Raw genomic sequence first — 24,863 nt, 5'->3', positions numbered from 1 at the left:
GATAGAGATATAAAGCCAACTCAAGATATCTTAAAAATCAAGTGAGTAACCAAAATGCAATTTAATAGCAGCGAAGAAATTATTGGGGATATCCGTTAAGGTCGGATGGTCATTTTAGTCGATGATGAAGATCGAGAGAATGAAGGAGATCTTGTTATGGTGGGATCAGCGGTCACACCTAACAATATTAATTTCATGGCGATACAGACAGATAGCCCAGCATACTGGAGTTTATGCCATCGCTAACGCTATCAAATCTCCCAAACCTCCCCTCAAAATTTAGTCATCAAACTTAGGAAACTGATCGGCAATCGCACTACCGGAATAGTTAGCCACCCACCCTTCGGGATTATTAAACAGTCGAATCGCCGTAAAATCAGGCTCTGGCCCCATATCAAACCAATGAGGGGTATTGGCGGGCACCGAGATCAGATCATCTTTACAGCACAGCGCTCTATACACCTTATCTTCGATATGTAGGTAGAAGATCCCCTCGCCCCGTACAAAGAAGCGTACTTCATCTTCGCTGTGGGTGTGTTCACTCAAAAACTTCTGCCGCAGTTCATCTTTGGCGGGGTTATCGCTGGCGAGGCTGATGGTATCAACCGTGATGTAGCCCTGTTCATCTTTAAGTCGCTGAATCTCAGCAGCATAGGCAGCCAAAATCTCGTCAGCTTGACTGCCAGCACTGATTAGCTGGGCGGCTTGCCAACGCTCAAACCGTACCCCTACGTTCGCCAATTGTTGGCTAATGTCAGCAGCATCACAGGTAACACTTAAGGGTTGTTGCGGCTTGTCATCCTGATATATACGTAATTCACTCACGTCTGAATCCTCTTGTTTAACTATGCGTTCAACGCTATCTGCTGAAAATTTTCGACCGCCGGATGGTCACTGACAACCGGTTCATCCCGAGCCAACAGAACCGTAGCCATCCCCGCTTCTCGGGCCGCATCCAACTCTTCGACTATATCCGATAAAAACAGTATTTCAGTGGCTGGCAAACCGATATCCTCGGCGATCTTGCGATAAGCAGAAGCTTCCCGTTTATGGCCAATATGGGTGTCATAATAGCCACTGAATAGCGGCGTCAGATCACCAAAATCGCTATAGCCGAACAGCAGTTTTTGCGCTTTTACCGAGCCAGACGAAAAGACATACAGATCCAACCCCTGCTGCTGCCAGCGCTGCAAATATTCGTAGGCATCAGCATACAGGTGGCCGGTGAAATCCTTATTCTCATAGCCGTTGACCCAGATAAGCCCCTGTAAATTTTTCAACGCAGTAACTTTTTTATCCTGCTCGATCCAGTTTAAAAATGCGCTGATCAGCGTCTCTACATCGGCATCCGGTTGCCCTAATACTTCACGGGCCTCCGTTAAGATAGATTGCACTGTCTCATCATCTGCGTGACTGCGTAGATAATCGGACAGATGTTCATAGGCATAGGGAAACAACACCTTATGCACAAAATTAATATCGGTGGTGGTGCCTTCAATATCGGTTAAGATCGCTTTGATCGTCATACTCTATACATCCTTATTTCACCGCCAACCGGCGCATCTCTAACTCGCAGGCAAACAGAAACTCTAACCCTTCAAGATGTCGACGTGCTTCTGCGATATCCTTACCCCAAGCATAGAGACCGTGGCCACGCACGAGGAATCCCCAACTCAGTGGTGATTGCTGCCAACGCGCTGCAAGTTGCTCGGCTAACGACTGCATATCTTGGGTATTATCAAACACCGCCAACTGGATGGCCGCCTCATGGCTGGTGTTTCCCGCTAGGGATTTTTGCATCTCATAACCAGAGATCGTCAGCCACTCGCCAGTTGCCAGACGGGACAACACCGTAGACGCGACCGAGTGTGTATGTAACACCGCACCGATCTGCTGATCCAACTGATACAACCGCGTATGTAACAATGTTTCTGCAGAGGGCTTTAACGTGGTAGCAAGCGGATTCCCCTGCAGGTCAACGCGCAGCAGATCATCTGACGTTAAGCGCCCTTTATGCCGTCCAGAAGCCGTTACCAAAGCCAACTCATCGCCTAGCCGCGCCGAAAAATTTCCGCCCGTGGCTGGACACCAACCCTGACGATCAATCCAACCGCCAGCATCGATAAGCGCCGCTGAAAGAAGTGCCTGCATGCATCATTACTCAGTCTAAAAATGGTGGCTTAGTGTACTCGATTTTTGCGCCTCGACAAATCTAAGGCGGGATGAAAAAGAGCACCGGTATCGATCGAAGCAGAGAGGAGTTAAAGGGGATTTTAACGATACTTGCGGAGTAATCGATGATAAAACGAGGTCATGCGACAAATCTAACGACTAGCTTGAGGGCTAAGGTCAGAGTAGAGAACCGCGTTGACGAGGGGCAGAGACAATATTACTCGTTAGTACTTTGCAGGCTTTGCATATAGCTATTGAGTACCAAATTATCCTTTTTGCCGCTTTTAGTAATCGCCATATACTGCATTGAATAACTAGGGAAGATGCGAATAAGTCCTTCCCATGAGACAATTTATTTTTAATTTTCGAGCCTGACCATGTCACATCAACTTACTTTTGCCGACAGTGAATTCAACAATAAGCGTCGTAAAACACGCAAAGAAATTTTCTTGACTCGAATGGACGAACTGATGCCGTGGGATCAGCTTGAAGCGGTGATTGAACCTTTCTATCCAAAAGCCGGAAAAGGAAGAAGACCGTATCCATTGGCCACCATGTTTCGCATTCATTGCATGCAACATTGGTACAACATGAGCGACCCTGCCATGGCGGATGCGCTTTATGAAATCACGTCGATGCGCCTTTTTGCTGGGTTGTCGCTGGACATCGCTATCCCTGACCACACTACTATTATGAATTTTAGGCACTTGCTGGAAAAACATAAACTCTCCCGTCAGCTGTTTAAAGAGGTCAATAAATGGTTGTCCAGCGCAGGGATTTACTTAAAAGAAGGCACGATTGTCGACGCCACCATCATTGAAGCCGCCAGCTCAACGAAGAATAAAGCGAAAGCACGCGATCCCGAGAGTTTCGGATCATAAAGCGTCAGTTTGGTTTTAGGAAAGCCATCTATCGAGGACTGGCTAAAAACGATAACAAGTTGGCGATGCTGTTTGCCTTAGCCAATGTGTTTAGAATTGACCAGATGATACGAGCCGCAAGGGGTTAATTCGTTCAAAATCCACTAAACAAGGCTAAATAAGCTTGTTTAGTGATGAAAAGCATCAAAACAAGTAGCATCCTGTGCTTTTTTATTCGAAAGAGGGGTTGAGTGTTTTGCGACCTCTTAATCGCATCTTCCCTAAAGACGTTTGCGCCAAAAAGTAGTTAACTTATCAGTCGCCATAGGACGATAGCGATCATCTGTTTTTCGATGATGAAAGCCATCCTAGAGAGGGGGATGAATATTTAAAACCAAAGTTGCTAATGTTTAGGTTATGAAACAGTAACCTATTGCAGCACGTAGAAAATACAACCCATTGCTTTAATGAGTACCCGATGATTAACGACGCTTGCCTGACAGCATAAAAGCACTGCCTAAAAAGCTACGCCGCGGTAACAGGTCTGGGCCTTCATAAACACTTTTTACATCCGAAATAGAATAAACAGCCGTTTGATCAAGTGCTTTAATCAACTGTATCAGCGCCGGAATACGACGTCTTTTTTCGATAATAAGGAGCAGCTCAACCGGCACGTCTGAGCCCATATCACCATCGAATGACACCACCTTATAACCCTGATGGCGAATGCTATCCGCCAGTACATCACGATTAAATGAGACACATCGAACCATTTCATCGCCAATAGCAAAACGCGCTTCTATCGAAATACCCACATAATTACCCACCGCAAAACCACTGGCATAGGCCAATGCTAGATACCATTGATCGAGGTTTGTTAACACCTGAGCGGCGGCCATTAACCAGATCATGATTTCAAAAAAGCCGATAAATGAGGCAAGTAATTTGTGTCCACGAAAAACGACAATGGTGCGAAATGTACCTAACGAAACATCAGCAACCCGCGCCAGAAAGATCAGCGGTATTAACAAATATGGATATTCAATAATGAGTTCTGTCATGACGGTTCCTTGTTCACGATGATTGAAGGGTAATACTCTGCTAAGTACGCTCTGCGTCACTTACCGTTACCAGTTACCTTTCTGACAATGATCTCTCGATAACGCGGTGAAAAACATGCCTAGAGGCGTTTTCAAAAAGATGACAATCAACAGCAACAGCGACTGCCACACCCCACAATACAGTAGAAAACCGTTAGCCGCTGAACAAGCGGCCAAAACCAAGCGGTTTATTCAATCAGGCTGAAACCCATAAAGCGCCACTAGTAGTTAGTATTCACTCACTAGATTCACAATGATGAGCACACCCATGAATAATCGTCGCAAGTGAGTGTATTGCTGGGCTACAGTGGTCGTAATCCATATAGATCAAATATAACGGAATTTTTCTCACCAAACCGACTTTCAGGGCCAGTGGTTGTAAGGTTTGTTGCTGAAGCAATGGCTCGATTCGATGCTTAGGCAACCAGCCCAAGCACAGCTCACTGCACACCGCTTCTATCGCCGTTTCTACGGTGTTCACCATCCAACGTTTAGGTGGCAATTCCAGCTTCTCGCTGGCCTGTTTATCATTGTGATTAAGATAAACTTGGGTGTAGTGATTCAGATCACTTTCAGACAGTGCAGTTTTCGTTAATCGATGAATCGGATGATTTACATGCGCCACCGCGAGTAGCTCAACATCAAACAGTTTTTGCGCCATGATTTTGCCGTTGAAAGGCAGCCCAATAGCTAAATCGCAGCGAGAAACCTGATTGGTGGGCGCCAAGCGGATGACCTCTTTTAACTCAATCTGGGTATGGGGATATTGCTCGACAAACACTTTCAATGCGCGAAACAACAGTGGTTTAGGATACAGACTATCAACTTCCAACTTAATTTTAGCTGGCGCTCCGGACACCAATGCCTGCGCTTTAGTCTCAAGACTATTAAACTCTTTTAACAGCGGCCGCACATCTTCTAAGAGAGTCGCCCCTAGCGGGGTTAAGCTGACTTTTCGGCCTTCAATCGCGACCACCTGAGCCTTGAGCTGTTGCTGTAAATTTTTAATGGCATAACTCACCGATGACTGACTTCGATGTAACTGCTCCGCGGCCGCAGTGAAGCCCCCAGTATCGATAACCGTTTGTAAAACATACCACTGATCTAATGTGACTCTATGCATTTATCCATCTAATTATTAGATTATATTAAGTTAAAATTAGCGTTTATCAATTCATTTTTCAAATGCTAAAGTAATCTTAATAAACATCGCCCCTCGCGGTATGCTTAACGGGAGAACTCACATGAAACAACGACAACCGATTAGAATGCTACTCAACGGCGCAATAACCCTCGCCCTGCTGATGAGTACTGCGTTATTTGCAACACCCACCATGAACCAAACTAACCTCACGATCACCTCATCTTTAGGTCAGATTAAAGGCCTGGTGAATGATGACATCGCCACTTTCTATGCCCTGCCCTACGCCAAAAACCCGTTTACCGAAGCGCGACGCTTTCAGGCACCCGAAGCGATCGAAAGCTGGCAAGGCGTGTTTGATAGCACCACCATGCAACCGCCGGTGCCACAACCTAGCCGCGGACAAACAACTGAATTAGTCGGTGCACCGGGCGATTTGACCCTCAACATATGGACACCCACGGCAGCGATAACATCGGCGCAAAAGCTACCGGTCATGGTCTGGATTCCCGGTGGTGCCTTTATTCGTGAAGATGCCTCAGAAGCCGTTTATGATGGCAGTAGTTTCGCCCGCAACGACGTAGTGGTGGTAACCATTAATTATCGAGTTGGCGTCGATGGTTTTATGCATCTTCCCGGCGCACCGGATAACCGCGGCATTCTTGATCAAATAGCGGCATTAGAATGGGTAAAAGATAATATCGCTGAGTTTGGCGGAGATCCAGATCGAGTCACCCTGTTTGGTCAATCCGCCGGAGCCGAAAGTGTGGCGATTCTCTTAGGAACGGAGAAAGCCAATGGCTTATACCACCAAGCTATTATCCAAAGCCCACCCATGCAAGCGATGACCCAAACTGAAGCTGAGCGTGTCGCACAGGCCTTCGCTGCACAACTGAATGTACCTGCCACCATTGCCGGGATCGCCAGTGTCCCCTTTCCGCAACTGGTTGCAGCAGTAACTCAGATGGGCAATGCCATTCAGAATCACGACGACTGGGGCATGCTGTCCTGGGGTGGTACTGCCTTTCTACCAGTGATTGATCGTACACTCATTGAACAAACCCCAATGGCTAACTTGGCCAACAATGCCAACCCGGATATCCCCGTCATTGTCGGTAGCACCGCACAAGAAGCGAGGCTCTATTTGGTGCCAGGGGGGATTATCGACCGTATTGAAGCAAAACAGACAACACAATTTCTCGATGATTTAAAACTCAACGATTCAGCATTAACGGTTTATTCAAAAGCAAACACGGAACAATCTGAGGGCGATATTTATGCCGCCATTCAATCAGACTACACCTTTAGAATGCCCGCTGTTCATATTGCCGAGCAACTGGTTAAAAACGGCAATACCGTTTGGCAGTATAATTTTGCGTGGCAATCACCAGCCTTTGGTGGCCGACTCGGTGCGGCTCACTTCGTTGATGTACCCTTTACCTTTAATACCATCGACCGTGATGCCGCGACGGACTTTGTCGGCGACCAACCACCGGCGGCGCTAGCAACCGAAATACATAATCAATGGCTACACTTTGCCAAGCAGGGTAACGCGGATTGGAGCACTTACCAACCAAATAAACCGATCTCAATGCGCTTCGATATTGATAGTGCGGAAGTCAGTAATCCTGACGCTGACATCCGTAAACTATGGCAGCAATACCATTTTTAATCCGCACGGATGAGACTCAAAAAATTAACGGCGTGCTATTCACACGCCGTTATAACAACGAGATAAACCTCATCGACTGGCCGTTTACTTACTCTTCGGTATAGGGCTCGATCTTATAGGCTTCCATGGTGTATCCCGATGTCCCCAGTTCATGGGCAACAGTAGCCACCTTTAACTCGCCGCTAATCCACACCGCATCATAAAGATTTTCGACCTGAGTGCCCGGCTCAAAGGTAACATGAATCATCTGATTAGAGGGGGTGGCGGCACATGGATACAGGCGCCAAAATAAGGCACGAGAAAGAATTCAGTAACGGCCATCCCCTCTTCCACCAGCGGCACGACAAAGCCGGGAATACGGATCATCTTGCCATCCATCTCCTGCACAACCGGCGCCGAACTTAGGGCCTCCATCATCGCTTTTAATTTTATCTCTGCCAACGGATCATAATCATCCAGACTGCCAAACTGAGTCGTATCAAAAATAGCATCAAGAGAGTAATCCGCTGGCATCAGACTATCCCATTCCGTGTCCTCCACGGTTTTACCATTGATAGTCGCAGCCTGAAGGAAGCCCGCTAATGTCAGCATGGTGATAAAAAGCATCAAACGTTTCATGGTATTCATATCCGTACAGTCATGCCATCGGCTAAGGAGTATCGATAAGCACGATAGCCCGGGATCAATCCGACCAGCGTGCCCGCTAGCAGCACCAGTAAGAGTAGTTTAAGTTCTGGTAGTTGAGGTAAGGTTAGAGCTAACTGCAGGCCGTAATGCTGTTCTAGCAAAGGCAACCCCAACGCCAAACCACTATACAGCAGCAGCATCCCTAACATGATTCCCAACACAGTAAGCAGAGCGGTTTCCAGCACTAGTAACAGCATAATCTGCCATGGCCGAGCGCCAACCGAACGAAGAATCGCCAATTCACGTCGTCGCTCGTTCAGCCCGGTTAGCAGTACCGTTAACATAGTAAATAATCCCGACAAGACAACACAAGCGGAAATCAGCAATAGGGCATTTTCAGCAATCCCGATCATCCCCCAAAGCTCTTGCAGCGCTACGCCTGGTAATACCGCTTGTAATGGCTCGGCGCGATACTGGCTGATATAACGCTGTAACTGGAAGGTCGCCATTTTCGACTTCAGCCCCAAGAGAAAAGCGGTTATCTGATCAGGCTGTAGGTCCCGCTCTTGCAGCGGTGTTTTGCCGCCTGAGCCGGGAATATAGGCGCCACTTTTCCAATCCACATGAATCGCTTCAATCGCTTCTAAACTCACATGTAAGGTGCGATCTACCGGCGTGCCTGTCGGGGCTAAAATACCCACGACCGTAAAGGGCTGATCCTCATGTTTGCTAAAGCTCGTGTTGCCCATCCCGTGAGCAATCACCACCTGATCACCGAGCTGATAACTGAGTTTTTTAGCAACTTCAGCCCCTAAGACAACATCATGCAACTGTTGAAACTGTGCCCCTTGGTTAAAGGTTAGCGGGCGCTTTTTACCATAGCGATAGTGTTCGAAATAAGCCTGCGAAGTACCTAATACTCGATAACCCCGATGAGAATCTCCCAGCGAAAAGGGAATAGACCAAGCCACTTTGGGGTTGGCGGCAATATCTTCATAGCTCTGCCAGCTAACATTATTAGTGGCGTTACCGATACGAAACACCGAATACAACAACAGCTGCACAGACCCCGAGCGAGCGCCAACAATCAGGTCTGTGCCGGCAATAGTGGAACTGAAGCTCTGTTTTGCACCGTGACGTACTTTTTCTACACCCAACAACAGTGCCACACTCACAGCAATCGAGCAGATAATCATCAACGCCGTCATTCGGCGATTAAACAAACTTTTATAAGCCAGACTCAGCATCAGTTTCATGCACTCACTCCGGCGACATTCAGTTGTTTCAGGTCGATAATACGAGAGAAATGGCCTGTCAGTTGGCGGTCGTGACTAACAAATAGCAGGGTAATACCATGTTGGTCACACTCTCGAATAAGTAATTGAATAAAGCCTTCCCGATTATCACTATCCAACGATGAAGTTGGCTCATCAGCAATCAAGATTTGTGGATTACCGATTAAAGCCCGCGCCGCAGCAACCCGTTGTTGCTGCCCAATACTAAGATCAGTGACGGGATGGTTCAGATAGTCGGCAAGCCCCAACTCTTGCAATAAAGCCTGTGCTGCGGCCTCTACCGAGCCGCTCTGCTGGCGAGCCTGCGCCGCTCTTAACGCAGAAAATTGGCAAGGCAACAACACATTTTGCAGTACTGAAAGGTAGGGTAGTAGATTAAACTGCTGAAAAATAAGACCGATATGATCCGCCCGAAACCGGTCTCGGGCGGCGGCGGATAGATCATTCAGATGACAGCCGTTCACTGAAATACACCCACTCACCGGCCGGTGAATACCGGCAATCAGGTTGAGCAGAGTAGACTTGCCACAGCCGGAAGGCCCATGCAAAAACAGCTTTTCACCGGCAAATATCTCCAAGTGGGGGATATCCAACACAGGCCTATCGGGCTGCCAGTGAAATGTAAGCTGCTGCAGTTCAATCAGTGAACTCATTTAGACAGATGTCCTGTGACTAGAATTTAAATAGCGGCTGAGTCGGGCTGAGATGTTGTACCCCCTGGCCTGAACCTGACTCAAGAGGGACAATATATTGTACTTCAAGTTCCTCTAGCAGCGGAAAATGGCTGAAAAGCTTAACATCCAATTGTTTCAATGCATCGATATTGCCACATTTAAAGGCGTAGCCCAGATCGAAATCACTATGCCCTTCCTCATGATCGGCATCACCCACGGATTCATCATGATCATCATGCTCGTGCTCACCTTCATGGTGATGATCAGCAGCGTCATGTTCGCCAGCCGCCTCATCTGGCAGCGAATTCTCAACCGATACCATCGTCACATGACACTGTGCCGCAGCGGGCAGCACAACCACATTATCTGGATTGCCTAATAGCGTTTCAGCGCTGTGCACCGCTTGATGCTGTGCCTCGCTGGTTGGCGCGTGCTCAAAACCCACAATATTCATCGCGGGGGTTTCAATCTGCAACTGCAGTGCATCCTCTTCAATCACCAGCCGCATGGTTGCAGCACCATGCTCATGGCTTTCATGTTGCCGCTCGTACGCCATAGCAGGCACCGCTAAGGCTGTTGCCATTAACGCCAACCAATACTTATTCATAAATACAAACTCTCTAGGGATTATCAAAGATGTTATGTTATAACAAACTTTGGCAAGAAAGAAAGCCTACACTCATAAAAAAGCCCCAATCGTAAAACGACTAGGGCTAGTTGCAACATACTGGCAAACTCAACTCTTCATGCCATCTCACCGCACAAAGGCTTAACCATCAATGCCCCAATATGTGCTTGAGGCTCGGTGGCGATAAGGTAGTGTAACTTGGTAAAGGCCGCCTCCAATGTCAGATCACTACCGGCAATAACACCCAGACGATTCAGCGTTGCGCCGGTCGCATAAGCGCCCTGATTCACCTCCCCCTGCAGACACTGAGTAACATTAACGATGCTAACACCTCGCTTAATAGCCTCTTCTAATACCCGCATTAATTCGCTGTTAGCATCCGGTGGATTACCTGCGCCGTAGGTCTGCAAGACACAACCTTTAACCGCGTTATCATTGAGTATCGCCTTAGCTACGCTGGCGGACATGCCCGGATAGACCGGTAATACCACCACGGCATTAGGGTTTAACTCTGGAATATTGAAATTTGCACGACCCACCGCTAATAGTCGTTCGGCATGCAGGGTAATATTGATACCAGCCTGCCCCAAATGACCGTAATTTGGTGAATCAAACGCATCCAGCGCCGCACTCTTTAACTTGCGTGATCGGTTGCCTCGCAGTAAACGCCCATTAAAGCAGATACACACTTCGGGAATCGAATATTGTCCTGCAAATATCAGTGCCGTTAACAGGTTATCCAGCGCATCATTGCGTAACTCAGCTAAGGGAATCTGCGAGCCCGTCACAATCACCGGCTTATCGATGCCCTGCAGCATAAATGACAACATTGATGCGGTATAAGCCATCGTATCGGTGCCATGTAATAAGACAAAACCATCGTACTGCTGCCATCGCTGCTGGATAATACCAGCCAGCTCACACCAATGATGGGGTTGCAGATTCGAACTGTCGATCAATTGATCCAATTCCAGCATATCAAATGCCGGTAATTGAGCCGCCCGCTCATCGTTCAGTTGTTGACGCACCTGTCGTTCAAAACCGGCAACCGGCACATAACCCTGCGCCGATGCCTGCATGCCGATAGTGCCACCGGCATAGATAACCAAAATTTTTTGCTTCATAAACGGCTTAAGCTCTGCAAGGGAACGATCAAGAGAGTCCTAGACAGCAAATTAAACCGCCTAGGGACTCATCAAATTAGGCCTGAAGTTTCCAACTGACATTTTGGCCCGCAAAAAATGGCACGATGGGACGGCCATCCGGCAAGATAATCTCATTGGGTAGAGTCCACTCTTCTCGCACCAACGTAATCGTACCTTCATTACGTGGCAGGCCATAAAAGTCGGCGCCATGATCGCTGGCAAACCCTTCCAACTTATCCAGTGCTCCCAGTTCTTCAAAAACATGGGCGTACAACTCAATGGCACTCCAAGCACTGTAACAACCGGCGCAACCACAGGCATTTTCTTTCGCTTCTTTGGCGTGAGGTGCCGAATCAGTACCGAGGAAAAACTTAGGTGAGCCGGACTGCACCATCTGGCGCAGCACCGCTTGGTGCGTATTACGCTTTAACACGGGTAAACAAAAGTTATGTGGCCGCACCCCACCCACCAGCAAGTCATTACGGTTCAGCAACAGGTGTTGCGGGGTAATCGTAGCGGCGACATTATCGGAGGCCTCATTAACAAAGTGTGCCGCATCACTGGTGGTGATATGTTCAAAGACAACTTTAAGCTGCGGAAAAGCGGCAACAATTTTGCTCATCTTTTGATCGATAAAAACTTTTTCCCGATCAAAGATATCAATATGATGATCAGTCACTTCACCATGAACCAATAACAGCATCCCCTGCTCGGCCATCACCTCAAACACGGGATACATCGCCTCAAGGTCAGTCACTGCGGCGGCAGAGTTGGTTGTCGCCCCGGCAGGATAAAGCTTAGCCGCGACCACGCCCACCGCTTTAGCATCGATAATATCCTGACCGGTGGTGGCGTTAGTCAAATAGAGCGTCATCAGTGGCTCAAAGGTGGAGCCGGCCGGACGTGCCGCCAAAATTCGCTCTTTATACGCCAGCGCAAGGGTAGCATTTACCACCGGCGGTGCCAGATTCGGCATCACGATTGCCCGTTGAAAGCAGCGCGCCGTCGCCGGTACAGTCTCAGTCAGCATATCGCCATCACGAAAATGCAGGTGCCAATCATCGGGTGTACGGATGGTCAAAGTTGTCATAGAGAGGGAATCCTAAGCGCTGAAGTGATAACAAAAAAGTTGTCAAACATTATACAGATGCACAACCAGAGCGGGAAGCAAAGCCGAGGAGCAACGCGCATGCGCCGATTGAGCGTTACTGAATAGTTACTGATTGCAGCTTAATTGCAGTAGTTTTAATTTTGCCGGACGGGACATTTTTTTAATTTCAGCTTCCCGCTTACAAGCAGCGGAGCGATCGGCGCAGGCTTCTTGAAAAACCAAGTTTACAGGGCGCCGTGGACGGGTATATTTAGCCCCTAATCGATCATCAAAATTGTGTTCATTCAAGCGCCGCACCGTATCGGTCGTCACGCCAGTATAGAGTGAGTCATCCGCACAGCGCACGATGTACACAAACCAAGGTAACGCCACAGACATCAGATCAAATCCAACTGACTCACATCAAGATCGACACCATCGGTAGCCGCCAAAAAATTAATCAGCAACGGATTCACCTGGTCCGGCTGCTCTAATGTCACCATATGACCGGCATTTTTAATCACTGCCAGTTGGCTACCCGGCATCTGCCGGTGCATCTCTTCAATCTCTTGTTGCGGCCGAGGAATATCATGTTCACCGGCAATAATCAGTGTCGGGCAACGAATATTAGCCACTTGATCCAGCATCGAACGACGCCTGAATACCTGTTTGCCCAGCGCCATAATGCCGCTCACCTGTTCTGGTGTCAGAAACATTAGATCAAAACGGAAGGTTTCAGCCAAGGCGGGATTCGCCATTTGAGTCTCGGGGCTAAAAAGAATCTCGACGATAGAATCCACCACCCGCGTGGGCAATGTATCCAACTGCTCAACAATGTTCAGCAGTTCAAGGTAATCAACCTCACTCTCTTCGGTTTCACTGCCTAGATAGCAGGCGATCAGCGCCAAACTAGCGACTTCTTGAGGATACGTCATCGCCAACTTCGCGCCCCACAAGCCACCCGTCGACATCCCCAAAACACTGTAACGATCAATACCTAACTGCTGCATCAACTGATGGTGATCTTCAGCCAGTTGCTCGATCCCCAGGTCACCCTCATTGATCGGCTGAGAACGCCCATGAGACCATAGGTCAGGAACGATGCAGCGAAAATGCTCCGACAAAAAGCGCAGTTGAGTATCCCACACACGGCAATCCCACAGAAAACCATGTCCCAGCAAGAGAGGAAACCCCTCTCCCTGATCTAGGTAATGCATTTCCCGATCATTGATCATACAGCTGGGCATAATGTTCCTCTTAGGGATAAGCGTCAGTTAAAGTGAAATGTAAAAGTATGTAAAGCGCATACACTCAACCACTTTTTAAGTATATATTTAAACGTTCAAATATAGAGACACCTCACCCATAACAAAAGCATTGCCGCCATAAAAGAGCATATACACTACCCAAAACAGGTAATACAAAGCGCTATATAGGATAAAAAACGGTTGCACCTTTTTATCGCGATCATTTCAACTGGGCCAGTCTCTCATATACCCCCCACCACCAAACATGCCTATTTATTAATGCTCACACTTATTTAACCGCCGACATGGCCAACAAACGCTACCAATTACAGCTAACAACCCCTTCTTGCCCGGTTGATAAGAAGTGATTGCCTTCGCCGTCTGTCGCGATAAACTGTACTAACAACACGATCTAGGTAGTAAGGCTGTGTTTAAATGAGCGTCAGTTATTAACCGGCTAACACACTCATCATCCTACTAACCTTTATATTTATAACTATAGCAGGCCTTTGGATACCCATGAGAAGAATCAGCATACTCACCTGTGGTTTATTGGCCCTTCTGCTGACTAGCTGCGCGAGTTCTCAAGCCCCCGAGTTACCCGAATATCAAGGGGCTGGCGGTATGACTCAATGGGATATCCAACCTGAAGCCTATCTTTACCATTACAAACATGGCTTTACCGGCGTTGACTCACTAGGTTATGACCCCAAACTACAAAAGGTCTGGTCACGCTTAGGGGCAGCGATCACCTGCCGTATCAATTATGACAAACCTCATATGATTCAATTATTAATACAACAATTTGGCAAGAAAGCGATTACCCATGAACTCAACGGCATCGGCTTCCATCACGTCCAAAGCCGTAAAGTCCCGCAATTCTGTAATTCATGGCGCGTCAACGAGATCAACGCAGCACTGCAGCGCTATCAACAAGGCCGGTTCAACTCATAGTGTGAAGCGGCTATCGATACACGTCGACTGCAACTAACGCTACATCTACAGCCGTCTACGATGCATCATCGCTAGCCCTCTTATCCCAATACAACGGCGCGCTGAAGCACTGAGAGTAGTAATCTATAAACGCCCTCACTTTGGGGGCCAGTAGGCGTGAACTGGGGTACACCGCCCAAACGGCAGTGTCGGACATTAATGGGTAGTCCTCCAATATCTGCACCAACTCGCCTTTTTGCAGTTGCTGATAGACACTCCAAGTCGAGCTGATCGCAATACCGATACCATTCGTACAGGCATCTCTGACGGCTTCGCCATTATCGGTACGAAAATGCCCCTGTACTTTAACGACTTGCTCGCCGCTCGGGCCTTTAAAACGCCAATGTTCTAAGCCCAATAAACTGATACAGCGATGATTGATTAAGTCTTGTGGTGATGTGGGTTCACCATACTGCTTAATGTAGTCGGGCGAGGCACAAATAATGCGGTTGTCAGAGGCCAGCTTACGAGCCACCAAGGTTGAATCTTTCAACTCGGCAATACGGATCGCAATATCAAAGCCCCCTTCCACCATATCTATAATGGAATCGGATAAACGTAGATCGACATTGAGGTCAGGATAACTGGACAGAAAACCTTTCAACGCAGGCACTAGATGCATACGTCCAAACGATGCCGAGGCCGACACTCTCAACGTGCCGGACGGTAAGCTATTACCCACGCCCACCGAAGCACAGGCAGCATCGACACTGGACAAGACATTTTCGGCATAGGGCAGGAAGTCTTTTCCCTCCTCGGTTAACGACACTTTACGGGTTGTTCGGTGAATCAAACGCACCCCAAGCCCTTCTTCCAGCTTATTAATATGGGCACTGGCGACCGCAGGCGACAAGCCTAACTCGGCGCCTGCCTGACTAATATTATGGCTCGCCGCGACCCTAATAAAGAGCTTCAGATGTTCAATATTCATCGTTATTATCAATATAATCTATAAACAGATTGAGCATTATTGCAGATTATCATCGCTAACAATAAGGAATAAAGTACAACTCATCAACTAAACAGAGGTTTCCCCCCATGAAAGCAATGATTGTCCGTGAATTTGGTGCACCTGAAGTATTCGAGCTTGCTGAGATCCCAACACCGGTGGCTAAGCCAGGTGAGGTATTAGTGCGTATCGAGGCAACCAGTGTTAACACCGTCGATATGATGATTCGTCAGTTGGGCCCAGAGTTACCACTCTCTCCCCCAGCGCCAGCAGTGCTGGGTATGGATTTCGCAGGAACAGTCGTCGCTTTGGGTGAAGGTGTCACTACGTTCGCCATCGGCGATGAAGTCTATGGCTGTGCCGGTGGCCTCGCTGACCTTCAGGGAGCGTTGGCTGAGTATATGCCCGCGGATGCCCGCCTGATTGCTCACAAACCAAGCAACCTTTCGATGCGTGAAGCCGCAGCCTTACCACTCGTTGGCATCACCGCTTATGAAGGCTTACTTCGTGCAGGCATTAGCGCCGGTCAACGGGTGCTGGTACATGGCGGTTCAGGCGGTGTTGGCCATGTTGCAGTACAACTGGCCCGTCACTTTGGCGCCGATGTCTATGCGACCGGTGGCGGCGAGAAACAACTCGCCCTGATCGAAAAGCTTGGCGCCAAAAGCATCAACTACAAAACCGAAACCGTTGCTGATTATGTTGCTAAACATACGGATGGTGCCGGCTTTGATGTCGTCTTCGATTCGGTAGGTGGCGCTAATTTAACTAACTCGTTCGAAGCCGCAGCGTTAAATGGCCAGATTGCTTCAACCGTTGCGATGGTCGAACTCGACCTATCCGTTGCGCACTTTAAAGGTCTGTCACTGCATGTTGTCTTTATGCTGATTCCGATGCTTCATAATCATGAGCGTGCGGCCCATGGTCAGATATTGACCGAGATAGCCAAGATCGTTGAAGCCGGAAACCTGATGCCAGTACTCGATGAACAACGCTTTACGCTTACCGAAGCCGGCAAAGCACATGCGCGTCTAGGAAGCGGTCAGGGCATGGGTAAAGTCGTTATCGATATTTAACCTGCCAAGCCAACGGGCCAAGGAAGGCCTGGGGTTAGTCCAAAACGGGATCTAAATAAAGAGAGCTAGCGTGAGCACACAATCGACCCCGTTGAAACAACAACTATTTCATATGACATGGCCAATGTTGATCGGCATGCTGGCCATTAGCAGCGGTCAATTGGTTGATAGTGCCTTTATCGGTCAACTGGGTGCCGAGCCACTCGCAGTGGTGGGTTTTTCAATGCCTATTTATCAACTAATCATTGGTATCCAGGTCGGCCTCGGCATCGCCACCACGGCAGTCATCTCAATGGCGCTTGGCGAAGACAAAACCGCCTACACCAAACAACTAGGGGCACTCATTATTGCCACCGGTTTTGTCCTTATATCGTTGCTCTGCTTATTGCTCTGGGCGACACAGTCTTCTATTTTTTCGTTACTGGGAGCCGATGCAACACTGCTGCCGTTAGTTCGGGTTTACTGGTTTCCTTGGCTAATCAGCTGCTGGCTAGGCGCCATGCTGTATTTCGGCTTCAGTCTTTTTCGTGCCTATGGTCAAACTCGCTTTCCGGGCATTGTGCTGGTGCTTACTAGCCTGATTAATATCCTACTCGATCCACTATTTATCTTTACCTTTGATATGGGACTCGCGGGAGCGGCTTGGGCTACCGTCGGCGCGTTTGGTCTAGGTTGTATGATCATTTTTGTGGCTATTTATCGGCAACGCTGGATTCTACTACCCAACACCCTAGCGACCATCCGCCACGGCTTACAACGGCTCTTTAGCTTTACCGCACCGGCGATGCTCAGTCAGTTTCTGCCACCACTAACGGCCCTGATCGCCACCGGGCTGGTTGCCAGTCATGGTAATGCTATTGTCGCCACGTGGGGGTTAGGTAGCCGGATAGAGTTTTTCTCTATCATCATCGTACTCTCACTGACCATGTCGATGCCTCCGATCATCGGCAGGCTGAGAGGTCGTCAGCAGTTTGCTCAAATTGATCAGCTGATGCGTATCGCCATCGGCTTTGTTATCGTTTTTCAACTGTTTGTAGCACTCATGATTTTGTTCGTGTCAGCCCCCCTTAGTCACCTCTTAACCAGTGATAGACAGACCGCCGACCATGTTCATCAATATCTGTTATTAGTGCCGCTAAGTTATGCAGGGCTTGGGATCAGTATGATCACCATCTCTGCCTGCAGCGCCATCGGGATGCCCGCTCAGGCCGTTATCATTTCTGTCATACGTTTATTTGGCTGCTATCTGCCGCTGCTTTGGATAGGCTCAGTATTGGCTGGGCCGACCGGACTCTTTAGCGGCGCAATGCTCGGTAATATGTTGGCGGGCTATCTAAGCTGGCTGCGCTATCAGCAGCAGTTCAAACGGCTTATTGCCCAATCCCATGATGATCAAGATACGCAGATAAGTGAGACAGAGGCATTGTGTTAATACCAAAGTTAACGCCACTGTTAATACCGTAGGACACTTTTTTAATAGGGCGGTAGGGGCCAGATACGCAATACTGGCGGCGAATAACGCTATCGCACACCGTCAACGAGCCTCAGGTATAAAAAAGGAGGACTGATAACATCAGCCCTCCTTTTCGATATGCTCACTTCAGCTGTCGTATCGCGGCTATGACGGTTTTGCCGCAAGATTCAACTGATCTAGTCGAGCATCGATCGCCTGCACAACAGCATCGTTTTTCAGTGGATCAAGAGCATCCATATGCGGCGCGCCAAAATCGCCAGCATCATTATCGAAATACAATCCTGTAGCGCTAGCAAACTCATCATCAAGGGCCGCGCGGGTGAGTATTTTTGCCCCCTTGCTCAGATCGCCCCCGGCAACACCAAATGCATTTTTGACCATTTTACTGCCCAACATCGAACCGGGATTAACGGCGATAATAGCCGGACCGGTGTCACCCAAGGCTAGCGCTAGATGCCGCGACCACATGGTCAACGCCAGTTTACTCTGAGCATAGGCAGAGAAATCATCCACACCATTAACCGGCCCCGCTAACATCTCAAGATCGACCGGAGCCTGCGCGGCAGAAGACAAATTAATCACCCGTCCCGATGCGCCTAGCAATGGTAACAACCGCTGCGTTAACACAAAGGGTGCTAGCGTGTTAACCGTAAAACGGGGGTCAATCTCATCGTTGCTAACGCTAGCCGGCAGATTATAGATGCCTGCATTGTTGATCAGCACATCCAATGATACAGTCTGCTGAGTAATCTTATCGGCCAACCCATAAGCCTGCGACAGCTGCGATAGATCGGCGATAAAGCCCTCAACCGTCCCTTCCCCCGGCAGTGCCGCGAGTTGTTTTTCAACCGCGGCCAGCTTCGCGGCATTACGCCCGTGAAGAAAAATATGATGGCCTAAAGAACGCAGCATTTTAGCGGTTTCAAAGCCGATACCATCGGTAGAGCCGGTAATCAAAATTGTTTTTTGCATGTGTAAGCCTTCGTGACTCAAAAGTTCTCGCTAAATGTTGTTAGTCTGTCGTTGCTGATATGACACGGACCATTGTCTTTCCTCATGCCCAAAGCAACGCGCCTCTCAAACTAGCAGCCTTGGTTAGACTAACAGCCTAACTATTGATTAATAATCCCTATCGATCATGAATAAGTTTAAACAAAATATTGATAATCGAGCATCGGCTAAGCAATTCTGATGCCCCTTTTAACAGTGCACTCAGCTGGGTGACTCAATTTGTAAATCATCTTGGCTAAGGATGTCAGTGATATCTGTGTGCGCGTCAACCAGAATGCTATTTTCGTTTCGTTACAGGCCAGCCACATGAATCTCTATCTACGCATGCTTTATCTTTTAATTGCTTCGGTATTCAAGCCAAGACTGTCGATCCATCACCCAAAAAACACCTTATCGCTTCGCGTCTTACCCAATGATATCGATATTAATCGCCACATGAATAATGGCCGTTTTCTCACTATCTGTGATCTGTCACGGGTGGATATGTTTATCCGCACTGGACTGGCCAAAACTATGATGCGTGAAAATTGGATGCCGGTTGTGGCAGAGCAAACCATGGTCTACAAACGGCCGTTAAACCTGTTTCAAAGCTATGATATTGAAATGGAAATTACCGGTTGGGATGAAAAAACCTTTCATATGACGCACACCTTTATCGCCAATAGCAAAGCGTCTAAAGGCCGAATCCTAGCGCAGAGCACATCGAAAGGTTGCGTACTCAGCAAGCAGGGAGTCATTCCTCCCGCCGAGGTTATCGAAAAAGTACAGGCCCGTTTAGCCCGTCGCCAAGCTTGAGCCTATTGGTAGGCGCATGCTTTTATAACAATTTCATCGATCGCTAACGCTCAATGCGCCTGAAAGCGACCGGCTCATGGCAGTAACAGCGTCCCTCGTAACTGCCCCGAGGTATGCAGGCTTTGAATCACCTCTTTTAGAATACTCTCCACCGCCCGGGCAGCCCTAGTTTTCGGTCGCCCTTTAAGGGATACGATCGCATGGACACGCTTAACTTCTGGGCTGACAATTTTTAAGGCATCGAGCTGATCACCCCGCCACTCTTGCGTTACCACATCATAGGGAGCAATCGCTTTGGCCAAATCACTGTTAACAATACTGCGAATAACATTGGCAGAGTTTTGTTCATAACGGATATTCAGCGGCCGCCTAGCCTCCAATGCTTTCTGTTCTAGTTGCAGACGCATGCTATGGGGCTTAGCGGGCACCACCAAAGGAAACTCACATAGCTGTTCAAACTTGATCGTCCCCTCATTGGCAAAGGGTAACAACGCTTTGCCAAATAGATAAAGGTTCTCTTGGTAAGCCGAAATAGCATCCACTCCATCAATATCCGCCGCGTTAGGAATCAACCCTAAATCCACCTTCCCCTCTTGTACCAAAGCCGCCGCATCGACACTCATCGCATCGCGCACCTGCAACTGAATATCCGGATAGCGGGTTTCACATAAAGACAGCAGATGGGGAATCAGGGCAAACGCTTTGGAAGAATCGATCACAACCGCTACTTCCCCTCTGGGGGCTAACTCATCGGAGATCAGGTCCGATTTGGCCTTATCCACCTGCCGTAAAATCAGTCTCGCGTGATGTAAAAAGCTTTCACCGGTCTCGGTCAGCTTTACCCCTTTAACACTGCGGGCAAAAAGTTTTATCGAAAGCTCAGTTTCCAACGCCGCTATCTGATGGGTCAACGCCGGCTGAGCGACGAAAATAGCGCGAGAAGCGGCCGAAAAGCTGCCATGTTCAGCGATCTGTACAAAATATTCCAACTGCTTCAGATTCAAACCATCACCCGCTGATAAACCATTAAAAAACACGATGGTTAAGTATATATAATATGTGTTTTTTTAATATCATCACTCCCCCTAAACTCCATCCAACGGGACAATTTAGGTATCGGCCATGTGCGACGTTCAACCAACACGAGAACAGCAGCTGCAACGCATTCTTACGCCACTGCAACGCTTCATCAAAGCGGAGAATATCGTCACCAGCGTTGAAGCCTTGCGGGCTTACGAGTGTGATGCCTTCACCACCATGCGTCAGTTGCCACTGCTCACCGTACTGCCTGACACTATTGAACAGGTACAGCAGATCATGCGCCTCTGCTATGAATTGGATATCTCGGTGGTTGCTCGAGGCGCAGGTACAGGGCTAACCGCAGGTTCCATGCCGGTCGAAAACGGCCTGTTGCTGAGCATGACCAAGTTTGATCGCATTCTCGATATCGATATTGCCAATAAAACCGCCCTGATTGAGCCCGGTGTACGCAACCTAGCCGTGACTCAAGCCGCAGCACCTTACAATCTCTACTTCGCACCGGACCCATCATCACAACTGGCCTGCTCCGTGGGTGGTAACGTGGCCGAAAACGCCGGCGGTATTCACTGCCTCAAATATGGCCTGACCGTACACAATATTCTGGAGCTCGACGTAATCACCATTGAAGGCGAGCGACTCACCCTTGGCGGCGCTTCGTTAGATGCCGCAGGATATGATCTCACCGCGCTGTTTGCGGGATCTGAAGGGCTGCTCGGTGTGATTGTCGGCATTCGAGTTAAACTGCTTGCCAAACCCGCCAGCGCCCGCGTGTTGTTATGCGGTTTTGCCAGTATCGAGAATGCCAGCCACGCCATTGCACAGATTATTTCGGCCGGTATTATCCCCGCCGGTCTAGAGATGATTGACCATACCGGTATCAATGCCATCGAAGAGTTGATGCATGCCGGTTACCCCACCGATGCGGCGGCCGTCTTAATCTGCGAACTCGATGGCAGTGTTGATGAAGTAGAGGATGAACTCGCGCAGGTAATCTCGCTGCTAGAAGCACTGGACGCCGCGAATATCCAGATATCCAACAGTGAGGCGGAAAAAGCCCGTATCTGGGCGGCCCGCAAAGCGGCTTTTCCCGCGATGGCGCGCCTAGCACCGGATAACTACATTATGGATGGCACTATACCGAGAAGAGCCTTGGCCGATGTTTGGCAGCGTATCAATCAACTCGCCGATGAATATCAATTATTAGTGGTCAATGTCTTCCATGCCGGCGATGGCAACATGCACCCCTCTATCCTGTTCGACGCCATGGATGCCGACCAACACCATCGGGCCGAAGAACTCGGCACACGCATTCTAGAACTCTGCATCGAGGTCGGCGGCACCATTTCGGGAGAGCACGGCATCGGTCTCGAAAAGATCAATCAGATGTGCCTGCAGTTCACCGAAGCTGAGCTCCAACAGTTCCACGATGTTAAAGCCGCCTTCGATGCCAAAAACCTGCTCAACCCGGGTAAACAGATACCAACCCTCGCCCGCTGCGCTGAATTTCATGCGATGCACGTACATCAAGGCGAGATGCCTTTCCCCCATCTGGAACGTTTTTAATATGCTCGATATCCAAGATTTAACGGCACAGGTACAACACGCGGCGGCGACGAAAACCCCATTGCAGATTCAGGGTGGCGGCAGTAAACATTTTTATGGCGCAGCAACGGCGGGAACACCATTAATAATGGCCGAGTACCAAGGCATTATTAACTATGAACCCTCTGAACTAGTCATCACCGCTCGGACAGGTACTCCCTTAAAAGAGATAGAGCAGTTGCTGGCACAGCAAGGGCAGATGCTTGGCTTTGAGCCACCACGATTTTCTGACCATGCCACCCTCGGTGGGACTATCGCCTGTGGTTTGTCAGGCCCACGGCGCCCTTACGCCGGAGCGGTTAGAGATTTTGTTCTTGGAGTCACGCTGATCAATGGTCAAGGGCAGCGCCTTAAGTTTGGCGGTCAGGTGATGAAAAATGTCGCCGGTTATGATCTATCCCGTTTGATGTGTGGCGCACTAGGCACATTAGGGGTTTTGCTGGATATTTCTCTAAAAGTGATACCTAAACCTCATTATGAAGAAACCCGAGTACTCAGCGCCACTTTTCCACAGATGCAGAGTCTACTAGCGGATATTGGCCGCCAACCCGTTCCGGTTTCCGCTACCCTACAGCATGAGGATCAACTCTATATCCGTTTATCCGGTGCACAGGGTGGCGTTAGGGAAGCCATACAACGGATCGGCGGTGATACACTGGCCGATTCTGATAGCCTCTGGCATAACCTCAAAGAACAGCAACATGGCTTTTTCCAGCAACCCACACCGCTGTGGCGCGTCTCGCTACCGCCGATGGCCTCCGCTATTCCGGACAGCTTATATGATGGCCAAATATTGACCGAGTGGGGTGGCGCCCTTCGCTGGCTCTATAGCCAGCAGGGCGAGCAGATTCAGCAGTGGGCCAAAGCCCAGGGTGGACACGCCACCTGTTTCAGAAACCCCATGGCAGGCACCCATATTTTCACCCCGCTGCCCGCGCCGTTACTGGCACTGCATCAACGCCTCAAAGCCCGTTTCGATCCCGAGCATATTTTCAATATTGGCCGCATCTACCCTGACCTTTAATCCGGCACGCCAGAGACCTCCACCATGCAAACGAACCTAGCAGATTTCATCAAGGACACCCCGGAAGGCCAGGAAGCCGATGCGATTCTACGCAAGTGCGTACACTGCGGCTTCTGTCTCGCTACCTGCCCCACCTATAACGTGCTGAATAATGAGTTAGACAGCCCCAGAGGCCGTATCTATCTGATAAAACAGATGCTCGAAGGGCAGCCAGTGACATCTAACACACGAGATCATCTTGATCGCTGCCTCCAGTGTCGTGCCTGTGAAACCACCTGCCCATCCAATGTTGAGTATCATCGGCTATTAGATATTGCTATTCCATTAGTGGAGCAACAAGCCCCCCGCAATGTTAAACAAAGACTGCTGCGTACTGCGATCGTCAATGTACTGCCCTATCGCTCGCGGTTTCAATCGTTACTGCGACTAGGACAAACCCTTAAACCGTTGCTGCCTTCACATCTGAAAATAAAAATACCCGCATACGAGAAAAAAAGCCCCTGGCCTAACGATAGCCATGCCCGCAAAATGCTGGTGCTAGAAGGCTGCGTGCAACCGGGCCTTGCACCGGATATCAATGCGGCCAGTGCCCGTGTTTTTGCTTACCTTGGCATATCCCTGATCACGGCCCCGAAAGCGGGCTGTTGTGGCGCCGTCAGCTATCATCTTAATCGGCAAGCCGACGGACTGGATTTTATGCGTCACAATATCGATGCCTGGTGGCCTTACATCGATGCGGGCTGCGAAGCTATTGTAATGACCGCCAGTGGTTGCGGTGCAACAGTGAAAGAGTATGGCGAACTGTTAAAACGAGATCCGGCTTATGCAGACAAAGCCTTAAAGGTTTCATCCTTAGCCAAAGATGTTGTCGAAGTCTTAACCCATGAAGAGCTACATCAACTACCACTGAGCCCCAAGACCAAAATAGCCTTTCAATGCCCCTGTTCGTTACAACATGCACAGGGCCTATCCGGCGAAGTTGAAAGAATCCTCACACGACTGGGCTTTGAAACCACCTTTGTGGCGGATAATCATATCTGCTGCGGCTCGGCAGGCACCTACTCTATCTTTCAGCCAGAGCTAGCCCAGGCATTAAAAACCAAAAAACTTAACAACCTCATGAGAGGGCAACCTGAGGTGATCGGCACCGCCAATATCGGCTGCATGACCCATTTAAACGCAGCCGCAGAAGTACCGGTAAAACACTGGATACAGATCGTCGACCAAGCTATCCAGCAAACTTAGTT

At 49.0% G+C, this 24,863-nt stretch carries 24 protein-coding genes and 2 pseudogenes; 10 read left to right on the top strand and 16 right to left on the bottom strand.

Going from position 1 to position 24,863, the window contains the following annotated elements; translation table 11 throughout:
• The first annotated feature begins 105 nt into the window (after positions 1 to 105).
• Positions 106 to 246 carry a 3,4-dihydroxy-2-butanone-4-phosphate synthase gene (locus AC0L4K_RS03950; protein WP_417228008.1) on the top strand — a complete coding sequence of 47 codons (141 nt, stop codon included), beginning with the start codon at positions 106 to 108 and terminating at the stop codon, positions 244 to 246.
• A gap of 33 nt (positions 247 to 279) precedes the next feature.
• Here the strand turns inward: AC0L4K_RS03950 and AC0L4K_RS03945 are convergent, their stop codons facing one another.
• The 3 genes from AC0L4K_RS03945 to AC0L4K_RS03935 are packed head-to-tail and all read right to left on the bottom strand — an operon-like array spanning position 280 to position 2,151.
• The gene (locus tag AC0L4K_RS03945; protein ID WP_417228007.1) at positions 280 to 825 is read right to left on the bottom strand and encodes a 1,2-dihydroxy-3-keto-5-methylthiopentene dioxygenase; all 546 of its coding nucleotides are present in this window, start codon (positions 823 to 825) and stop codon (positions 280 to 282) included.
• A gap of 20 nt (positions 826 to 845) precedes the next feature.
• Positions 846 to 1,526 (bottom strand): acireductone synthase, encoded by a 681-nt coding sequence (mtnC, locus tag AC0L4K_RS03940; protein ID WP_473268294.1) that lies wholly within the window; start codon positions 1,524 to 1,526, stop codon positions 846 to 848.
• Positions 1,527 to 1,539: 13 nt separating this feature from the next.
• Positions 1,540 to 2,151: a methylthioribulose 1-phosphate dehydratase gene (locus AC0L4K_RS03935; protein WP_417228005.1), complete on the bottom strand. Its 612-nt coding sequence runs from the start codon at positions 2,149 to 2,151 to the stop codon at positions 1,540 to 1,542.
• Between the two features lie 398 nt (positions 2,152 to 2,549).
• Between AC0L4K_RS03935 and AC0L4K_RS03930 the strand changes: the two are divergent.
• Positions 2,550 to 3,181, top strand: a pseudogene (locus tag AC0L4K_RS03930) (IS5 family transposase).
• Positions 3,182 to 3,514: 333 nt separating this feature from the next.
• Here the strand turns inward: AC0L4K_RS03930 and AC0L4K_RS03925 are convergent.
• Both AC0L4K_RS03925 and AC0L4K_RS03920 read right to left on the bottom strand, forming a co-directional pair.
• Positions 3,515 to 4,093: a DUF2179 domain-containing protein gene (locus AC0L4K_RS03925; RefSeq protein ID WP_417228170.1), complete on the bottom strand. Its 579-nt coding sequence runs from the start codon at positions 4,091 to 4,093 to the stop codon at positions 3,515 to 3,517.
• 274 nt (positions 4,094 to 4,367) lie between these two features.
• The gene (locus AC0L4K_RS03920; protein ID WP_417228169.1) at positions 4,368 to 5,255 is read right to left on the bottom strand and encodes a LysR family transcriptional regulator; all 888 of its coding nucleotides are present in this window, start codon (positions 5,253 to 5,255) and stop codon (positions 4,368 to 4,370) included.
• 121 nt (positions 5,256 to 5,376) lie between these two features.
• Here AC0L4K_RS03920 and AC0L4K_RS03915 point away from each other — a divergent pair, with 121 nt between their 5' ends.
• Positions 5,377 to 6,945 carry a carboxylesterase/lipase family protein gene (locus AC0L4K_RS03915; protein ID WP_473268293.1) on the top strand — a complete coding sequence of 523 codons (1,569 nt, stop codon included), beginning with the start codon at positions 5,377 to 5,379 and terminating at the stop codon, positions 6,943 to 6,945.
• An 88-nt stretch (positions 6,946 to 7,033) separates the two neighbouring features.
• On the opposite strand, the pseudogene AC0L4K_RS03910 reads toward AC0L4K_RS03915, so the two are convergent.
• The 8 genes and pseudogenes from AC0L4K_RS03910 to AC0L4K_RS03875 form a co-directional block, all read right to left on the bottom strand.
• Positions 7,034 to 7,458: pseudogene (locus tag AC0L4K_RS03910) on the bottom strand (DUF3299 domain-containing protein).
• Between the two features lie 110 nt (positions 7,459 to 7,568).
• Positions 7,569 to 8,828 (bottom strand): ABC transporter permease, encoded by a 1,260-nt coding sequence (locus AC0L4K_RS03905; RefSeq protein ID WP_417228166.1) that lies wholly within the window; start codon positions 8,826 to 8,828, stop codon positions 7,569 to 7,571.
• Positions 8,825 to 9,520: an ABC transporter ATP-binding protein gene (locus tag AC0L4K_RS03900; protein WP_417228165.1), complete on the bottom strand. Its 696-nt coding sequence runs from the start codon at positions 9,518 to 9,520 to the stop codon at positions 8,825 to 8,827. The genes AC0L4K_RS03905 and AC0L4K_RS03900 overlap by 4 nt, the downstream gene beginning before the upstream one ends.
• Before the next feature lie 19 nt (positions 9,521 to 9,539).
• Positions 9,540 to 10,148 carry a DUF2796 domain-containing protein gene (locus tag AC0L4K_RS03895; RefSeq protein ID WP_473268292.1) on the bottom strand — a complete coding sequence of 203 codons (609 nt, stop codon included), beginning with the start codon at positions 10,146 to 10,148 and terminating at the stop codon, positions 9,540 to 9,542.
• A 137-nt stretch (positions 10,149 to 10,285) separates the two neighbouring features.
• Positions 10,286 to 11,293, bottom strand: a complete 1,008-nt coding sequence (gene ansA / locus AC0L4K_RS03890) for an asparaginase (protein WP_473268291.1) — start codon at positions 11,291 to 11,293, stop codon at positions 10,286 to 10,288.
• A gap of 76 nt (positions 11,294 to 11,369) precedes the next feature.
• A complete protein-coding gene (gene pyrC / locus AC0L4K_RS03885; protein WP_473268288.1) occupies positions 11,370 to 12,404 on the bottom strand; it encodes a dihydroorotase in 1,035 nt (344 codons plus the stop codon).
• 126 nt (positions 12,405 to 12,530) lie between these two features.
• Positions 12,531 to 12,803, bottom strand: a complete 273-nt coding sequence (locus tag AC0L4K_RS03880; protein ID WP_417228161.1) for a GIY-YIG nuclease family protein — start codon at positions 12,801 to 12,803, stop codon at positions 12,531 to 12,533.
• Entirely contained in the window at positions 12,803 to 13,651 is an 849-nt protein-coding gene (locus AC0L4K_RS03875) for an alpha/beta fold hydrolase (protein WP_473268286.1), read from the bottom strand. Before AC0L4K_RS03875 ends, AC0L4K_RS03880 begins: the two co-directional genes overlap by 1 nt.
• A 519-nt stretch (positions 13,652 to 14,170) precedes the next feature.
• Between AC0L4K_RS03875 and AC0L4K_RS03870 the strand changes: the two genes are divergently transcribed.
• Complete coding sequence (locus AC0L4K_RS03870; RefSeq protein ID WP_473268284.1) at positions 14,171 to 14,605, top strand: hypothetical protein; 435 nt, start codon at positions 14,171 to 14,173, stop codon at positions 14,603 to 14,605.
• A 55-nt stretch (positions 14,606 to 14,660) separates the two neighbouring features.
• Here AC0L4K_RS03870 and AC0L4K_RS03865 read toward each other — a convergent pair whose 3' ends face one another.
• Complete coding sequence (locus tag AC0L4K_RS03865; protein WP_473268282.1) at positions 14,661 to 15,575, bottom strand: LysR family transcriptional regulator; 915 nt, start codon at positions 15,573 to 15,575, stop codon at positions 14,661 to 14,663.
• Positions 15,576 to 15,682: 107 nt separating this feature from the next.
• Here AC0L4K_RS03865 and AC0L4K_RS03860 point away from each other — a divergent pair, with 107 nt between their 5' ends.
• Both AC0L4K_RS03860 and AC0L4K_RS03855 read left to right on the top strand, forming a co-directional pair.
• Complete coding sequence (locus AC0L4K_RS03860; RefSeq protein WP_473268279.1) at positions 15,683 to 16,669, top strand: zinc-dependent alcohol dehydrogenase family protein; 987 nt, start codon at positions 15,683 to 15,685, stop codon at positions 16,667 to 16,669.
• A gap of 70 nt (positions 16,670 to 16,739) precedes the next feature.
• A complete protein-coding gene (locus AC0L4K_RS03855; RefSeq protein ID WP_417228156.1) occupies positions 16,740 to 18,101 on the top strand; it encodes an MATE family efflux transporter in 1,362 nt (453 codons plus the stop codon).
• A 186-nt stretch (positions 18,102 to 18,287) separates the two neighbouring features.
• On the opposite strand, the gene AC0L4K_RS03850 is transcribed toward AC0L4K_RS03855, so the two are convergent.
• Positions 18,288 to 19,115: an SDR family NAD(P)-dependent oxidoreductase gene (locus tag AC0L4K_RS03850; protein ID WP_473268276.1), complete on the bottom strand. Its 828-nt coding sequence runs from the start codon at positions 19,113 to 19,115 to the stop codon at positions 18,288 to 18,290.
• Positions 19,116 to 19,460: 345 nt separating this feature from the next.
• Between AC0L4K_RS03850 and AC0L4K_RS03845 the strand changes: the two genes are divergently transcribed.
• Positions 19,461 to 19,949: an acyl-CoA thioesterase gene (locus AC0L4K_RS03845; RefSeq protein ID WP_473268273.1), complete on the top strand. Its 489-nt coding sequence runs from the start codon at positions 19,461 to 19,463 to the stop codon at positions 19,947 to 19,949.
• Positions 19,950 to 20,023: 74 nt separating this feature from the next.
• On the opposite strand, the gene AC0L4K_RS03840 is transcribed toward AC0L4K_RS03845, so the two are convergent.
• Positions 20,024 to 20,953, bottom strand: a complete 930-nt coding sequence (locus AC0L4K_RS03840; RefSeq protein ID WP_417228153.1) for a LysR family transcriptional regulator — start codon at positions 20,951 to 20,953, stop codon at positions 20,024 to 20,026.
• A gap of 118 nt (positions 20,954 to 21,071) precedes the next feature.
• Here AC0L4K_RS03840 and AC0L4K_RS03835 point away from each other — a divergent pair, with 118 nt between their 5' ends.
• From AC0L4K_RS03835 to glcF, 3 genes are read left to right on the top strand one after another with little or no spacing between them, the layout of a single operon-like run.
• A complete protein-coding gene (locus tag AC0L4K_RS03835; protein WP_473268271.1) occupies positions 21,072 to 22,553 on the top strand; it encodes an FAD-linked oxidase C-terminal domain-containing protein in 1,482 nt (493 codons plus the stop codon).
• A 1-nt stretch (position 22,554) separates the two neighbouring features.
• Positions 22,555 to 23,616: a glycolate oxidase subunit GlcE gene (gene glcE, locus AC0L4K_RS03830; RefSeq protein WP_473268269.1), complete on the top strand. Its 1,062-nt coding sequence runs from the start codon at positions 22,555 to 22,557 to the stop codon at positions 23,614 to 23,616.
• Positions 23,617 to 23,640: 24 nt separating this feature from the next.
• Positions 23,641 to 24,861 (top strand): glycolate oxidase subunit GlcF, encoded by a 1,221-nt coding sequence (gene glcF, locus AC0L4K_RS03825; protein ID WP_473268267.1) that lies wholly within the window; start codon positions 23,641 to 23,643, stop codon positions 24,859 to 24,861.
• Positions 24,862 to 24,863 lie beyond the last annotated feature (2 nt).

It is taken from the genome of Amphritea sp. GJ51-11 (genome assembly GCF_055808735.1).
This window is presented reverse-complemented; position numbering and strand designations above follow the sequence as displayed.

Bases quoted from the DNA above. Each gene is read 5' to 3' on its own strand.
- AC0L4K_RS03950 (WP_417228008.1), top strand. From the start codon at position 106: ATGGTCATTTTAGTCGATGATGAAGATCGAGAGAATGAAGGAGATCTT.
- mtnC (WP_473268294.1), bottom strand. From the start codon at position 1,526: ATGACGATCAAAGCGATCTTAACCGATATTGAAGGCACCACCACCGAT.
- AC0L4K_RS03935 (WP_417228005.1), bottom strand. From the start codon at position 2,151: ATGCAGGCACTTCTTTCAGCGGCGCTTATCGATGCTGGCGGTTGGATT.
- AC0L4K_RS03925 (WP_417228170.1), bottom strand. From the start codon at position 4,093: ATGACAGAACTCATTATTGAATATCCATATTTGTTAATACCGCTGATC.
- AC0L4K_RS03920 (WP_417228169.1), bottom strand. From the start codon at position 5,255: ATGCATAGAGTCACATTAGATCAGTGGTATGTTTTACAAACGGTTATC.
- AC0L4K_RS03915 (WP_473268293.1), top strand. From the start codon at position 5,377: ATGAAACAACGACAACCGATTAGAATGCTACTCAACGGCGCAATAACC.
- AC0L4K_RS03905 (WP_417228166.1), bottom strand. From the start codon at position 8,828: ATGAAACTGATGCTGAGTCTGGCTTATAAAAGTTTGTTTAATCGCCGA.
- AC0L4K_RS03900 (WP_417228165.1), bottom strand. From the start codon at position 9,520: ATGAGTTCACTGATTGAACTGCAGCAGCTTACATTTCACTGGCAGCCC.
- AC0L4K_RS03895 (WP_473268292.1), bottom strand. From the start codon at position 10,148: ATGAATAAGTATTGGTTGGCGTTAATGGCAACAGCCTTAGCGGTGCCT.
- ansA (WP_473268291.1), bottom strand. From the start codon at position 11,293: ATGAAGCAAAAAATTTTGGTTATCTATGCCGGTGGCACTATCGGCATG.
- pyrC (WP_473268288.1), bottom strand. From the start codon at position 12,404: ATGACAACTTTGACCATCCGTACACCCGATGATTGGCACCTGCATTTT.
- AC0L4K_RS03880 (WP_417228161.1), bottom strand. From the start codon at position 12,803: ATGTCTGTGGCGTTACCTTGGTTTGTGTACATCGTGCGCTGTGCGGAT.
- AC0L4K_RS03875 (WP_473268286.1), bottom strand. From the start codon at position 13,651: ATGCCCAGCTGTATGATCAATGATCGGGAAATGCATTACCTAGATCAG.
- AC0L4K_RS03870 (WP_473268284.1), top strand. From the start codon at position 14,171: ATGAGAAGAATCAGCATACTCACCTGTGGTTTATTGGCCCTTCTGCTG.
- AC0L4K_RS03865 (WP_473268282.1), bottom strand. From the start codon at position 15,575: ATGAATATTGAACATCTGAAGCTCTTTATTAGGGTCGCGGCGAGCCAT.
- AC0L4K_RS03860 (WP_473268279.1), top strand. From the start codon at position 15,683: ATGAAAGCAATGATTGTCCGTGAATTTGGTGCACCTGAAGTATTCGAG.
- AC0L4K_RS03850 (WP_473268276.1), bottom strand. From the start codon at position 19,115: ATGCAAAAAACAATTTTGATTACCGGCTCTACCGATGGTATCGGCTTT.
- AC0L4K_RS03845 (WP_473268273.1), top strand. From the start codon at position 19,461: ATGAATCTCTATCTACGCATGCTTTATCTTTTAATTGCTTCGGTATTC.
- AC0L4K_RS03835 (WP_473268271.1), top strand. From the start codon at position 21,072: ATGTGCGACGTTCAACCAACACGAGAACAGCAGCTGCAACGCATTCTT.
- glcE (WP_473268269.1), top strand. From the start codon at position 22,555: ATGCTCGATATCCAAGATTTAACGGCACAGGTACAACACGCGGCGGCG.
- glcF (WP_473268267.1), top strand. From the start codon at position 23,641: ATGCAAACGAACCTAGCAGATTTCATCAAGGACACCCCGGAAGGCCAG.